Origin of the sequence: Dyadobacter frigoris (assembly GCF_005280585.1) — a bacterium.
Lineage (GTDB): Bacteria > Bacteroidota > Bacteroidia > Cytophagales > Spirosomataceae > Dyadobacter > Dyadobacter frigoris.
Genome location: NZ_SZVO01000002.1, coordinates 151662 through 165794, shown reverse-complemented (window position 1 = coordinate 165794; position 14133 = coordinate 151662). Strand labels below are relative to the sequence as shown.

Annotated in this window: 9 protein-coding genes; 3 read left to right on the top strand and 6 right to left on the bottom strand. The window is 40.2% G+C overall.

Features of this window, described 5'->3' with window-relative positions; translation table 11 throughout:
• Positions 1-114: 114 nt before the first annotated feature.
• From FDK13_RS04470 to FDK13_RS04455, 4 genes are all read right to left on the bottom strand, one after another.
• Positions 115-2856, bottom strand: coding sequence for a DNA gyrase/topoisomerase IV subunit A (locus tag FDK13_RS04470; protein ID WP_137338792.1), 2742 nt, complete (start codon positions 2854-2856; stop codon positions 115-117).
• 177 nt (positions 2857-3033) lie between these two features.
• Positions 3034-3678 (bottom strand): NUDIX hydrolase, encoded by a 645-nt coding sequence (locus tag FDK13_RS04465; protein WP_137338791.1) that lies wholly within the window; start codon positions 3676-3678, stop codon positions 3034-3036.
• Between the two features lie 143 nt (positions 3679-3821).
• Complete coding sequence (locus FDK13_RS04460) at positions 3822-5399, bottom strand: NAD(P)/FAD-dependent oxidoreductase (protein ID WP_137338790.1); 1578 nt, start codon at positions 5397-5399, stop codon at positions 3822-3824.
• Positions 5400-5496: 97 nt separating this feature from the next.
• Positions 5497-6906: an SGNH/GDSL hydrolase family protein gene (locus tag FDK13_RS04455; protein ID WP_137338789.1), complete on the bottom strand. Its 1410-nt coding sequence runs from the start codon at positions 6904-6906 to the stop codon at positions 5497-5499.
• Between the two features lie 219 nt (positions 6907-7125).
• Here FDK13_RS04455 and FDK13_RS04450 point away from each other — a divergent pair, with 219 nt between their 5' ends.
• From FDK13_RS04450 to FDK13_RS04440, 3 genes are all read left to right on the top strand, one after another.
• Complete coding sequence (locus FDK13_RS04450; protein ID WP_137338788.1) at positions 7126-8964, top strand: glycoside hydrolase family 9 protein; 1839 nt, start codon at positions 7126-7128, stop codon at positions 8962-8964.
• A 112-nt stretch (positions 8965-9076) separates the two neighbouring features.
• Positions 9077-9997 (top strand): sugar phosphate isomerase/epimerase family protein, encoded by a 921-nt coding sequence (locus FDK13_RS04445; protein WP_137338787.1) that lies wholly within the window; start codon positions 9077-9079, stop codon positions 9995-9997.
• 101 nt (positions 9998-10098) lie between these two features.
• On the top strand, positions 10099-11262 hold the full coding sequence (locus FDK13_RS04440; RefSeq protein WP_137338786.1) for an acyl-CoA dehydrogenase family protein: 1164 nt from the start codon (positions 10099-10101) through the stop codon (positions 11260-11262).
• Here the strand turns inward: FDK13_RS04440 and FDK13_RS04435 are convergent.
• Together FDK13_RS04435 and FDK13_RS04430 are read right to left on the bottom strand one after the other, a co-directional pair.
• Positions 11255-12169 (bottom strand): sterol desaturase family protein, encoded by a 915-nt coding sequence (locus FDK13_RS04435; RefSeq protein ID WP_137338785.1) that lies wholly within the window; start codon positions 12167-12169, stop codon positions 11255-11257. The two genes, FDK13_RS04440 and FDK13_RS04435, sit on opposite strands and share 8 nt — an antisense overlap.
• Before the next feature lie 264 nt (positions 12170-12433).
• Positions 12434-13924, bottom strand: coding sequence for a helix-turn-helix domain-containing protein (locus FDK13_RS04430; protein WP_137338784.1), 1491 nt, complete (start codon positions 13922-13924; stop codon positions 12434-12436).
• Positions 13925-14133 lie beyond the last annotated feature (209 nt).

The following is a 14133-nucleotide window of genomic DNA, read 5'->3' as shown; positions in this document are numbered from 1 at the left end:
GTATTGCAAGTCTTCCACAGTTTGTCGTTTTATTTTCTATACGCTTGCAACATGGTATTTTGTTGCTAACCGTCGAAAAACGTTTGAATAACATGTGTTTTTTTGACACACATGTTATTCAAACAGACCGAGTTGTGATTTTGGATCAGTGCCTTTTTTTGATTCCTTTTTTTGTTTGGAATCATCCTGAACGTCCTCATCCTTCGTATTTTCTGGCTCAGTTTCTTCCTGATTTATTTCGGATTCACTGCTTTCAGATTCCTGTATTTCGTTATTTTCTGTTGTTTCGCTATCGCCTTTTTCCGTTTCGTGATGAAGATCCGGAATGTCGATAACCAGCTCATCTTCCACTAAAACGGCCAGAGATTCCAACCAGCGGATTTCTTTGTATTTATCAATGGCTAACTTGTAACCCATTGCTTTCCATCCTCTTACATCAACAAGATCTTCCACAACAAATTCTTCATGCAGCTGATCGCGTTTTTCATTTTTGGCATGAACTACCTCAAAACGCGGACGTTTGTCGGCAGAGGCAAGAATTAATTTGCTGTTTTTCGCATCACTGATAAACAGGAATTTCTTGTCAAGCGAAGAAGTTTCTATCGTGAAACGTTTGATGAAATAATGTTTTTGTCCACCGTCATAATACAAAGCTGTAACCGGAAGTTTCGGATCAAACTTTTTGACCAGTAAAACTTCATTGGAAACATAATGATTGGTCAGGTCGAAATTGGTAAGCTCGTAAGAACCTTCTTTGTAAATAACCAGAATACTGTCCGTTGATCCGAAATTGCCAAGATATTCCCCGCGTTCATCGCGATTCAGACGGCCGATGATTGGATCAAACCACATATCGACTCCTCCCAAAGTAGACCGGCCAGCTTGTTTCATTACAATTTTACGGACAGGATATTTTGTCAGGATATTTCCCATCGCGCTCCGGTTTTTGATCAGCAGATCAGCAAAGTTGAAATCGAATTGTTTCACTTTTGCTTTGCTCTGCGCTGTAAGGCTTACGGTAATGATCTCAGCTTCACCATTTTCATTGGAAGTGAAATAGGTGATTTTTGATTTAGGCGTACCCTGTGTCAGGTCGTATTCCCGGTCGCGTGTAACAGCCGTAACCTGGAATCTTTTGATGTAAGAAACACCGGTTTTCCCATCAAGATATGTTACATTATAAACTTTCCGTTCGTCATTTTTGAGGAAAACGGCGCAATAGATAATGTCTTTTCCTACAAATACTTTATCCTGAACTTTGGTGACCAAACATTTTCCGTCACTTCTGAAAATGATAACATCATCAATATCAGAGCAATCCATGACGTATTCATCTTTTTTCAGCCCGTAACCGATAAAACCTTCTATGCGGTTGACATAAAGTTTTTGGTTATTGGCAGCAACAACGTTGGCCGAGATCTGGTTGAACGCTCTGATTTCCGTTCTTCTTTCTCTGCCTTTTCCGTATTTTTTTAAAAGATCTTTGAAATAATCGATTGCGAAACGAGTAATGTTGGCCAGGTTATCTTCCGTTTCCGCAAGTTCATCCTGCCATTTTCGCATCAGTTCATCCGCTTTATATCCGTCATATTTTGAAATACGTTTGATACGGATTTCAGTAAGCTCAACGATATCTTCGTCGGTAATTTCCCTGTAAAACTGTGGTTTAAAAGGTTCAAGGCCCTTATCTATGGTCCGGATTACATCTTCAAAAGTTTCACATTCTTCAATGTCCCGGTAAATACGGTTTTCAATAAATATTTTTTCCAGCGAACCGTACAGGATCTTTTCTAGTAATGCTAGTCTCCGGATTTCCAGTTCACGCTTTAAAAGATGAACCGTCTGCTGCGTATTGTACCGCAAAATATCAGTAACGCCAACAAAGTGAGGTTTATTCTCAATAATGACACAGGCATTCGGAGAAATGGAAACTTCACATTCGGTGAATGCGTAAAGTGCATCGATGGTAATATCCGGAGAAACGCCTGGCGCCAGATGCACCTGGATTTCCACATCAGCGGCGGTATTATCAACAACTTTTTTAATCTTGATTTTTCCGCCGTCATTAGCCTTGATAATGGAATCGATCAAAGAAGAAGTCGTAGTGCCAAACGGAATATCCCGGATAACAAGCATTTTCTTGTCTTCCTCTTCAATTTTGGCTCTTACACGTACCTTTCCGCTGCGATGTCCGTCTCCATAATTGGATACGTCAATATGTCCGCCGGTAAGAAAATCAGGATAAATGATAACTTCCTTGCCTTGCAAAATATCTACCGAGGCTTCAATCAGCTCGCAAAAGTTGTGTGGTAATATTTTGGTTGAAAGTCCAACCGCAATTCCTTCAACACCCAGAGATAATAAAAGTGGAAATTTTACAGGAAGGGTAACCGGCTCACGCTTCCGGCCATCGTAGGATAACTGCCATTCGGTAGTATCACTATTGAAAACAATTTCTTTGGAAAATCTTGAAAGTCGAACCTCAATATATCGCGCTGCCGCGGCACGGTCGCCGGTGCGCAAATCGCCCCAGTTTCCCTGTGTGTCGAAAAGCAGTTCTTTTTGCCCAAGGTTAACAATGGCATCATTAATAGAAGCATCACCGTGCGGGTGATACTGCATGGTAGAACCGATCACGTTGGCAACTTTGTTGAAACGGCCATCATCCATTTCATTCAAAGCGTGAAGTATCCTGCGCTGAACCGGCTTTAAACCGTCTTCAATGGCAGGTACTGCACGTTCCAGAATTACATAAGAGGCATAATCAAGAAACCAACTTTCGTAAAGGCCCGAGACGGGTAACTGACTGTGTAATTCGCTATCTTCTACGTTAGGCGTAGCTCCGTTTTCGTCCATAAATTAAGGCGGAAACTAAGGGTTTATATGCTGTAAAAATTTAAGTAAGATCAACCTCTTATCGGATTTCCGCACATGGATAATCGATTTTTTCAGGATTAAAATGTACGAAGAAAGCCGGGAGGCATGGATGAAAATACTCGCTAATATAGGAATAAAAGGGATTATTTCCCAGTTTCAAACTTCCAAATCTACGGTACCAATGACCGACAGAAGCTCACTGATCATCATCGCCGTTGCTCCCCATATCTTGTATCCATTCACTTCATAATGCGGTGCAACAATCTGCACACCACGGATCTGAATTTCACTGGTGCCAATTATGGATACGTCGGAGATTTCTTTTAATTTTATCTGGAAAATGTCCTCAACTTCCCTTGGATCCGGATAGAAATCAGGACGATACGGAATGGTGGCAACAACAGGCAAAACATAAAAATTGCTGGCAGGAATGAAAAGTTCAGTTAATATCCCCAGGACTTTTACATCATTGAGGCGTAAACCTATCTCTTCCTGGGCCTCTCTCAACGCAGTCCGGATAAGATTTTCATCTGTTTTTTCATAACGGCCTCCCGGAAAAGCTACCTGGCCGGAATGTACGCCATCGTAAGCGGGACGTAAAATCAGCGGGAAATAAATTTCATTGCCATAGGGATAAAACAAAATCAATACGGCACTTTTTCTGGTTCTTTCGTTAGGTTTAACAGTAAATCTCAGTTTGGAAGACGACTGCATAACCTGATGGGCAGATTCACCGGGAAGCGGATCTTTTAATTTTTGAAATAATTCATTCGTGAAAACCGAGAAAGATCCCTGAGCCATAGAGGCGTTTATAATTAATTTTAATTGGTGTCGGTATTTTGTTGCAGCAACTCAACGCTTCACGCATTTTAATAACGTTCCACGAAAGATTCTGGTGTTTGAACAATGATACTAAATATTTTTATGTAAGACAAATGAGTGCTTTATACCGAAGCGTATAGCCCGACAAGTTGTTCTGCACATCTTTGTCCGTCCATCGCAGCAGACATAATTCCGCCTGCATAACCGGCACCTTCACCACAAGGGAAAAGTCCTTTCACGACCGGATGTTCACAGGTTTCACGTTCTCTCGGAATTCTGACCGGTGAAGATGTGCGGCTTTCCACGCCAATTAATTGTGCTTCGCCGGATAGATATCCTTTCATTTTTCTGCCAAAATCTGAGAAGGCATCTCTTAGCGGGAAAGCAATATTAGGAGGTAAGACTTCATATAAATCAACCGGCGTAATTCCTGGCTGATAAGAAGTTTCGCGAAGTTCTCCGGATATTTTTTTGTTGATAAAATCATTAACAAGTTGTGCTGGGGCCGTTTGTGTTTCTCCTGCCAATTTGCAGGCAGCTTGTTCAACTTCTTTTTGATATTGCAAACCAGCCAAAGCACCAAATTCTTTATAAGGCAATAAATCTACATCTTCCACGGAAACAACAATTCCTGAATTGGCATAAGCAGAATCACGACGTGAGGGAGACATGCCATTCACGACCACTTCTCCGGATGCAGTTGCCGCAGGAACAATAAATCCGCCGGGACACATGCAAAATGAAAAAACGCCCCGCTGAACGCCTTGGTAACGTGTTTGGGTAACAAGACTATATGAAGCAGCCGGAAGATAAGGTCCACGGTCGGTCTGGCAGTGGTATTGAATCTGGTCAATTACACTTTGCGGATGTTCAATCCGAACGCCCATCGCAAAAGATTTACTTTCAATCAGGATATTCCTTTGGTCCAGTAATTCATAGATATCCCTGGCGGAATGTCCGGTGGCAAGAATCACACCAATTCCGGTATGCTCAGTTTTATCATCCGTAATAACGCCTTTCAGCGTATTTCCTTCTAAAATGAAGTCAGTAACTTTTGTGTCAAAATGAATTTCTCCACCGGCTTCCAGAATACTTTTCCGCATTTCGGAAACAACCATCGGAAGTTTGTTCGTACCAATATGCGGATGCGTATCGATCAGGATTTGTTCATTGGCGCCATGTCCAACGAATATTTCCAGAACTCTCCGAATATCACCGCGTTTGTTGGAACGTGTATATAATTTTCCGTCTGAATAAGTTCCTGCACCGCCTTCTCCAAAACAATAATTGGATTCCGGATTTACAACATGATCTTTATTGATAGCAGCCAGATCCCGCCGTCTTGTACGCACATCTTTTCCACGTTCAAAAAGAATTGGTTTGATACCAAGTTCAATCAAACGCAAAGCCGCAAACATACCAGCCGGGCCGCAACCCACGATTAATGCTTTTGGCCGATTGCTGACATCAGGATAATCCAGAGGCGTTTCAATCAGCGAAGGCGGCTGTTCATTGACATATACTTCTGCCTGTACATTGACCTTTACCTGTCGGCTTCGGGCATCGATGGACTGGCGTGTTTTCCTGATAAAAGGCTGATCAGTAACCCGCAGATTAAGTTTTTTATTAATATACTGACGAAAAGCGTCATCATCCAGAGCGATTTCTGGTAAGAGTGTAAGCGAAAGATTGTGCTGCATTTTATAGAAAGGGATTTATCCTTTAATAATGCAAATATAAGAATTTTAATATTTAAACCCGGCCAAAAATCAAGGAGGCTTTTGACCGGGTTCAGAACTATTTGACTTTTGACATTTCAGCGGCGTAATTACTAATATTGATCAACGGTATCTGAGCCCGATAACTGCTGTTCAAAACCTTGATCACTTCATTTGCCAACACAGCCTGACCAATAGCAGAAGGGTAAAGACCATCGGCGGAAAAGAAATTTCCATTAGGGTAGGATGGGTCAATTTTAAAACCGTCTTCCGAAACATAATTTCCTGCAACCACTTTTTTGTAGACAGCATAAAAATCGACAAGTGGCTGATTGTATTGTTTTGACCACATGAGCAATAGCTCGTTATATTTTTCGGGTTTCGAAATTTCATCTTTTCTGATCACATCTTCATCGGTAAGATAGGAATACTTGAAATTGCCGTTATAAAGATTGACCACATTCGTCGTTGGAAGAAATATAATATCGGATGTAGCTGCTGCGGGTGTTGAGACATCGCTGACCTGGATACCAATTGGCTTGCCCGTTTTCCTGATCAGATTTTCATAAGTATACCATTTGAAATATGGAAAATCAAGCACTTCCGGCACCGTGGCTAATATTGATTTTGTGCCTTTTTCTTTCAGATAATTGAGAATTTGCCGTTCCCAGGCAAATTCACTTCCACCGAATAATCCACTTCCGCCTCCACGCAAATTATTTAATATATAAGCATCAATTCCAGTTTCGAATAAAGCAATTTCAGGAGTAATGGTTTTGGCATATTCCCATGCGGAATTGTATCCGGCTCCCACGTATCTGCTAAAAAGTGAGGCATTTACATAACCGTTTACCCACAAATAATTGGTATTTGAAAGATAAGCGGGCTGCGGGTTATTGATGTAGAAATTATTTTTATATGCCAGTTCTTGCGCCGGGTTTGCAGCGAATATATTGCGTCCGCCAAAAGGTGCGGAAAAATTGTCCGTGATCTTTCCCGAATAAGGTTTCATAAGTGCGGAGCCTTTTTCCGTATAAACCAGATTGTTAGTGACTTCATCAAAAACAGGAATTGCGGCTGAATTTTTTTTGATAAGATATCCAGTGCCATTGCCGTTTTCCTTTTCAAAAAGTGCCTGGTCAAAACCGGCAAGTCCCATTTGGCGGGCAACCAAATTCGGATAGGATGTCAGTTGTCCCTGACGATACAAACCTCCATCCCGATAACCAGCTTCAACACCTTCACCAATAGAAATCATTAAAGGTTCGTTAGTAGAATTTACTTTCAGATCACCAAGATTGACTGAGCCGGTGGCAGGTGCCCAGCTGAACGAAGGATCTGCTTTTACAGGAACTGATATTTCTCCTGATTTTAATGGGTTGTTGATATCTGTTGGTACCGTTGGCGTGTTATCGTCATCATTATCTTTACAGCTCAATGTGCTAAATAACAGCGAAGTAGCGAAAAGTAGGATAGAGAATTTTTTCATGGATTTGGCAGGAATACGTGAGTAGTATTATTAGTATATTAAAAGTGACTAAAAAAATTATTATTAGCAATAATAAGTTGAAATATTTTGTAAATCAGATACTTATAAGTCTGTTTTACTTTAAGAAATAATTTGGTAGGAAAGAAGATTTCATACCCCGTATGCCTGATACTATAATTTTGAGCGATATTGTATCAAAAACATAACTCCTGAACCTTGATGATAAATCTTTCCAAACAAAAATGGACCATTCTGTTTTTCCTGATTTGTGTTCCGTTTTTTTTAAGAGCACAAACCGCCAAAATCCTGACGAATCATGTCGGTTATGAAGATTCAAAATCTAAGAAAGCTATACTCATCAGCGAAAAAAAACTGGATTTTTCTGCCTTTCAACTTATTGATGCAGAAACTGGGAAAGTTGCGTTTTCAGGAAAACCTGTATTCAGCGGTCCTGTTAGTAAATGGAAAAACTGGCTTTTCTGGACGATTGATTTTAGTTCGTTTTCCAAAAAAGGAAATTATCTGATCAAAGCGGTTAGCTTGGGTAATACGATTGCTTCTTATCCTTTCATCATTGATAAAAACGTTCTGGAACAATCCACACTTTCTAATGTTGTCTATTATTTTAAAGGTCAGCGGAGTTCAGGACTAATGGACAAAGCCGATCGGACTTTGATACTGTCAGGTCATCCAAAAGATACAATCGATGCCCACGGTGGCTGGTATGACGCGTCGGGCGATTATGGAAAACATTTATCACACCTTACTTTTTCTTCCTATTTCAATCCACAACAAATATCGCTGACGGCCTGGACTTTGTTTAAAACCTATGAACTTTCAGCCAAAAGAAAGGGAAATGATTTTCGTCAATATAAAAGAAGATTATTGGATGAAGCCATGTATGGCGCAGATTATCTGGTGCGGATGCAGGCCAAAGACGGATCTTTTTATCGTTCTGTTTCCGCTCCCGGCGCTGGTAAATTTGCGAAAGACCGGGTAATTCGCGCAGAAGATCAAAGTTATCGTATCAAAAAAACAGAAGGACAGGCATTTAGTGATAGCGACAAATCGAATGATTTAAAAAAATATCAGGTAAGTTACCGTTCTGGCGGAGGTGTGAGTATTGCTGCTTTGGCGATGGCTTCTGTATATGATTCTTCGGGTGATTTTACGAATAAAGATTACCTTCTTGCCGCTGAAAAAGCATTTGGCTTTTTGGAAAAACATAATGTTGAAATGACGAACGATGGTAAGGAAAACATTGTGGACGATTATTGCGCACTAACCGCAGCCACGGAATTATTCAAGGCGACTGGAAAAGAGATTTATGCGAAAGCAGCGGCAAAACGTGCTAATAATCTGATTTCAAGGTTGACTTCATGGAATAAGGAAACAAACTACTGGCGTGCTGATGAAAAAGACCGGCCGTTTTTCCACCCATCCGATGCAGGATTTCCTATTGCCAGTCTGTCCTATTATTATCCTCTGGCAACATCGGCTGATCGGGTGAAAGTTAAAGAAACAATCAGAAAATCGCTGGTGCATGAACTGGAAATTACCCATGATGTAAATAATCCATTTGGTTATAGTCGCCAGCTCGTGCAGGATACGATCGGAAATAAACGCACAACATTTTTCTTCCCGCATGGGAGCGACGCTTCGCCCTGGTGGCAGGGAGAAAATGCGAGGCTGGCTTCCATTGCAGCCGCTGCCAGACTTGCCGCTCCGTTATTTAATGACGACAAAACATTCAGAAATAGTCTTGAAACTTTTGCATTGGATCAGTTAAACTGGATTTTGGGATTAAATCCTTATGACGTAAGTATGCTGCAAGGTTCGGGACATAACAATCCAACCTACGGTTTTTTCGGAACTTTTGAATATACCAATGCGCCTGGCGGAATAGCCAATGGAATCACTTCCGGATTGACTAATCAGGACGATATTGATTTCAATTTGTCATATGCCAAAACGGGTATGGATAATGACTGGCGCTGGGCGGAGCAGTGGCTTCCTCATGCAGCGTGGTATATGCTGGCGATTTCGGTAAATGAATAATTAGCTGTTGGCAATTAGCGGTAAGCTTTTAGCTTTAAAAAACATGGTAAGTATGATTTAAATCTGGCTTTATGTTTAAAAAGCATTTTGTCTGTTCTAAATTGTCAAAAGTATGAAGTCAAACCGTCGTCAGTTTATCAATTCAGCTGCTATGTTAGCGGCTTCTGCTTTGCTTCCCGAAAATGTTTTTTCAAAGGGAAATATAAATTCTTTCCCCATTTCCTGTAATCAATACGACTGGATAACTTTTTACCAAAGAGAAGGAAAAGACTGGTTTTCGGATCTGGATTCGTCTCTGGCAGATTTCGCTTCAACCGGTTTGAAGGCCTATGAACCGGGTTTGAACACGGTCGATGATGTGAAAAAACTTCTTCCGTTACTTCAAAAACATAAATTATTAATGCCTTCAGTTTATGTCAACAGTTCTTTGCATGAACATGACGAAGGGCAAAAATCAATACAGACCGTATTGTCTATTGCTGATGCGCTGAAACCTGCTGATACAAAAATCGTGGTAACAAATCCAAACCCGATTCAATGGGGCGGACAACAAAATAAGTCTGATGCGCAACTTACCGAACAGGCGAAAAACCTTGATTTGTTGGGTGCTGAGTTGAGAAAACGGGGAATGACTTTGGCTTATCATACACATGATGTTGAATTACGCGCTGCCGCGAGGGAATTTCATCATATGCTTTTAGCTACAAATCCACAAAATGTATCGCTTTGTCTTGATGTGCATTGGGTCTATCGCGGCTCGGGCGATTCTCAGATTGCATTGTTTGATATTGTTAAATTGTATGGAACACGAATTGTTGAACTGCATTTGAGACAATCCAAAGGAGGAATCTGGCAGGAAACTTTTGGTGAAGGTGATATTGATTATAAGCTTTTGATAAGCCGACTGAAAGAAATGAATGTTAGACCACATTGGGTTTTAGAGCAGTGTTTGGAAAAAATTTCACCGAAAACAATGAGTGCGGCAGAGGCGCATAAAATTGATTTGAAATATGTTTCTGAAATCATATTTTGATAAAAACTGGATTTCTGTGAAATCTGCAATGCTTTGGTAAGGTTTTTTCAGTTGAAAAAAGAAGTAAGTTTCAAATTCTTCTCCATCTAAATGAATTGCTTATGCTGACCACCGACTTTTTTCAAATAGAAGAATTACTCACGCCGGAACAGCGTTTGATAACACAGGTTGTGAAAGAATTTTCAGATATTGAAATAAAACCTGTCATTGAAGGATATGCGCAGCGTGCAGAATTTCCGCAACAATTTGTAAAAAAATTTGGAGAGCTGGGTGTTTTTGGTCCAACAATTCCAAAGGAATATGGCGGTGGTGGGCTGGATTACGTAAGTTACGGACTGATGTGCCAGGAAATTGAGCGTGGAGATTCTTCTATGCGTTCAACCGTTTCAGTGCAAAGTTCGCTGGTGATGTGGCCGATTTACCAGTTTGGCTCAGAAGAACAAAAACAAAAATATTTACCAGGATTGGCATCGGGAGATATATTAGGATGTTTTGGATTAACAGAACCAGATCATGGTTCTGATCCCGGCGGACTGAAAACGTATATTTCAAAAACACAGGGCGGTTATCTGTTGAATGGCTCTAAAATGTGGATTTCAAATGCCCCGTTTGCTGATATAGCGATTGTCTGGGCCAGAAATGAAGATGGCCGTGTACAAGGTGTGATCGTGGAAAGGGGAATGGAAGGTTTTTCAACACCAACCATTCATGGAAAGTGGTCGTTGCGCGCAAGTGCTACCGGCGAACTGGTTTTTGATAAAGTACTTATTCCCAAAGAAAATATTCTGCCGGATGCGTTAGGTTTGAAAGCGGCTTTGCAATGTCTTGACCATGCTCGTTACGGGGTAGCCTGGGGAGCAATCGGTGTTGCGTTGGATTGTTACGAAACCGCGGTTAGATATTCCGGAGAAAGATTTCAGTTCAATAAACCAATCAGTTCGTTTCAGTTAATCCAGAAAAAGCTGGCGGAAATGCTTACCGAAATTACAAAAGCACAATTGCTTGCCTGGCGCCTGGGGATTCTGATGAATGAAGGAAGAGCTACAACCTCACAAATTTCTATGGCCAAAAGGAACAATGTCGAAATGGCTTTGATGGTTGCCCGAGATGCGCGCCAAATTTTAGGAGCCATGGGAATTACTGATTCTTTCCCGATTATGCGGCACATGATGAATCTGGAATCTGTCACGACGTATGAAGGAACGCATGATATTCACCTGCTGATTTTAGGGGCTGAAATTACGGGAAATCCTGCTTTCAAATAACAATTTCGTTTGTCGGACCCTTTTCAAGGATTTCTTTTTGAAGCTCTTTGCTGGTTTGTCTGGAACCGTCAGGTGACCAGCCAGGAGCTTTAATCAGATATTTTAATTTTGTTGTGAAGTCAATAGGCTGCTCAAAATCTTTTTTGATTTCTTTCCACTCATGAAAAACAGTTTCGGATAATCCGTCTGTTTCCGTATTTTTTGTTAGTCCGTAACGTGGAGGAACGGACGGCATTTCTTCCTGAAAAGTACCAAACATTCTGTCCCAGATGATAAGACACATACCCATATTTTTGTCCAGATATTGAACATTACTTGCGTGATGAACGCGGTGGTGCGAAGGTGTAACAAAAATATATTCCAACCAACCAAGTTTATCAATGTATTCTGTGTGGACAATAATGCCGTAAATCTGCGTCAGCGAGTACATGATCACAATATCTGCCGGATTAAAACCGATTAATACCAAAGGAATAAAATACACAAACCGGTAAAGCGGCTGAAAAACGGATGAACGAAAACCTGTCGTCAGATTGAAATGTTCAGAAGAATGATGCGTAACATGAACTGCCCAGAAAAGGCGGCTGTGGTGATCCACGTAATGTAAAGTATAAAATGTAAGATCTTCAAAAAGGAATAAGGCAAACCAGTAAATGTACGGATTGGTGATTGGCTCGATAATCCGTACATTATAAAACCAGATCAATATACCAACATAAACAGCCCGGAAAAGAAGATCAATGCTGCCATTGATGAGCATTAAAGCTGCGTTGGTAAAAGTATCTTTTAAAGAATACGAAACTCTGTGCGACCGGTACGTGATAAATATTTCCAGACAAATCAGGGAAATATAAAATGGCGTGGAAAGCTTTAAAAGAAGATCCTCAAATGCGTAAGTACCGGGCATAATGTCTGCAAATATTTTACAAAGATAAGACGGAAGGTTAACGGAACATGGCAATCGTTCTTTTTTTAAGAATATTCTAATAAATCCATTTTTAGAGCAAATGAGAAAATTATTGAATAACCGGCTTATTAGAAATTAAATTCTTTTAGACAATAATAAGTTTTTTTTCTGAAATTTCTTGCTCTAATACCTTTATAACAATTATTTAAGGTTAGTAACAAAAACTGATCTCTTAGAAACGGATTCATTACTACTTTTTCGGGGTTAATTAATCAGTCGCCGCAGCGCCTTTCTCAATTCTTCATTTTTGTGTTTTTTCTGTAAAATGACAGGCGCTGCAATACGTTCCTTACAATCAAAAAGAGAACATCTTTCACAAGTTTCATTCACATCTCTGGAAGGGATTGAAGGATCGTCAAGAAACTGTATGGTTTTCCTGGTTTGATCGTCCAGATATACGCCCATGGAAACACTGACATTCAGGTTAGGTGTTGTGGCTGTCGGCTGTGCGAAACTGATGATCAGATAATTGTCCTGAGTGTCTATGTATCTGGATTTCTGTGCTTTACAAATAGTATTGACGTAGGTTTTATTTTTTACCGATTCTGCAAGATCGTTCAAAACCGTCAACGCAATCCATCTTCTGCAATAATGTTCGTCCTTAACGGTATGCGGATTATGCTTGCGTGAAATGTGCATTTCCTTTGTCATTTCAAAAAGATTTTGTCCGGCAAAATTGTTGAACCGGGAAAAGAAAATCTGTTTGATACCAAAATTTGTAGGTAATACATTACTGAGTCGATAACAGAAAGATTCCGGTGTGGTATTAAATTCTTCTACCAGGGCAACCAATTTCTCGGGTTGCCAGGTGGTAAGCGCGAAAAAATCTTTCAGTTTTGGAATTAATAAGCTGCGTTTTACGATTACCGCACTGGCAAAATAGGACGCCTTGAAGTTATTTAACAGCTGTTCAAAAGATTCGGCTTCTACTAGCGCCGTGGTATGCAGCCGGTTTTTCAGTTTTAAATATACATATCCGATTTCACGTCCATAAATAAATGCACGTTGTACAGAGGAAAGATGGACATTGATCAGCAGCCGGTTTCCTTGCGGACGGGTGATCGTCAACGATCTTACGCTGGCGAATTCAGGATTTAATTTTTCATTTATATCCTCAATTTTATAGTTATATTCTGTTTTAAGAACTTCTGCCAGATAGCTCTCGTCCAGTAATTTCTCAGCCGGAATTCCCCTTTCTTCCATAAACCTTTCGGCTTCCAGCTCAATATCTTCAAAACAATTGTCGTGCATTTCCTGATAAGTCCGCAAAGCAGAAAAATAAAATTTCTCAACTGACATGTTATAATTCCTTGCAATTTCAATGAGTGTGCCAACAAAAGCGCTGATTTTGGTTGGAGCGTCGGACAATAATTCCAGTAAACTGGCCGGATCAATTCCAAAAAGTTCAAGAGGAAGTTCGGTAAGAATATTTGAGCTTAATAATTCGGAAATCGGTTCGAGCCTTTTGCTGAGCTTTAAAGAAACAAGTGTATCATAATCGACATCCATCGCGCCGGCCAGGGCAATGATTTTGTCTGATTTAGGATATTTTTTTCCTTTTTCAATTTCATTAATATAAGAAATAGACAACCCCGACTTTTGGGAAAGTTCATTCAGCGACAGCCCTTTGTCAAGGCGAAGCTGTTTTAGTTTTAATCCAAAAACCAGTCGTACGTTGTCGGTATTTAAAGCCACTTTATTAGTTAAGTTGTTTCTGGTATTACTGAAAATATATCAAAAGAAATGAAAATGATATAATTCAAACGGCAAAATTACTTTATCTCAATCAATTCCCTAATGAACAAAATAAATAAAGCATGATATTCAAAATTCTATTATTTTGACAAAAGAAAAAGGGCTATTCTGTTGAATAGCCCTTCTTTTTATTTTCTTTTAACTCTGAC

What these genes read in the sequence shown, in the direction of transcription:
- FDK13_RS04445 (WP_137338787.1), top strand. Translation starts at nt 9,077, where the DNA reads ATGAAGTCAAACCGTCGTCAGTTTATCAATTCAGCTGCTATGTTAGCG.
- FDK13_RS04465 (WP_137338791.1), bottom strand. Translation starts at nt 3,678, where the DNA reads ATGGCTCAGGGATCTTTCTCGGTTTTCACGAATGAATTATTTCAAAAA.
- FDK13_RS04440 (WP_137338786.1), top strand. Translation starts at nt 10,099, where the DNA reads ATGCTGACCACCGACTTTTTTCAAATAGAAGAATTACTCACGCCGGAA.
- FDK13_RS04460 (WP_137338790.1), bottom strand. Translation starts at nt 5,399, where the DNA reads ATGCAGCACAATCTTTCGCTTACACTCTTACCAGAAATCGCTCTGGAT.
- FDK13_RS04435 (WP_137338785.1), bottom strand. Translation starts at nt 12,169, where the DNA reads ATGCCCGGTACTTACGCATTTGAGGATCTTCTTTTAAAGCTTTCCACG.
- FDK13_RS04470 (WP_137338792.1), bottom strand. Translation starts at nt 2,856, where the DNA reads ATGGACGAAAACGGAGCTACGCCTAACGTAGAAGATAGCGAATTACAC.
- FDK13_RS04450 (WP_137338788.1), top strand. Translation starts at nt 7,126, where the DNA reads ATGATAAATCTTTCCAAACAAAAATGGACCATTCTGTTTTTCCTGATT.
- FDK13_RS04455 (WP_137338789.1), bottom strand. Translation starts at nt 6,906, where the DNA reads ATGAAAAAATTCTCTATCCTACTTTTCGCTACTTCGCTGTTATTTAGC.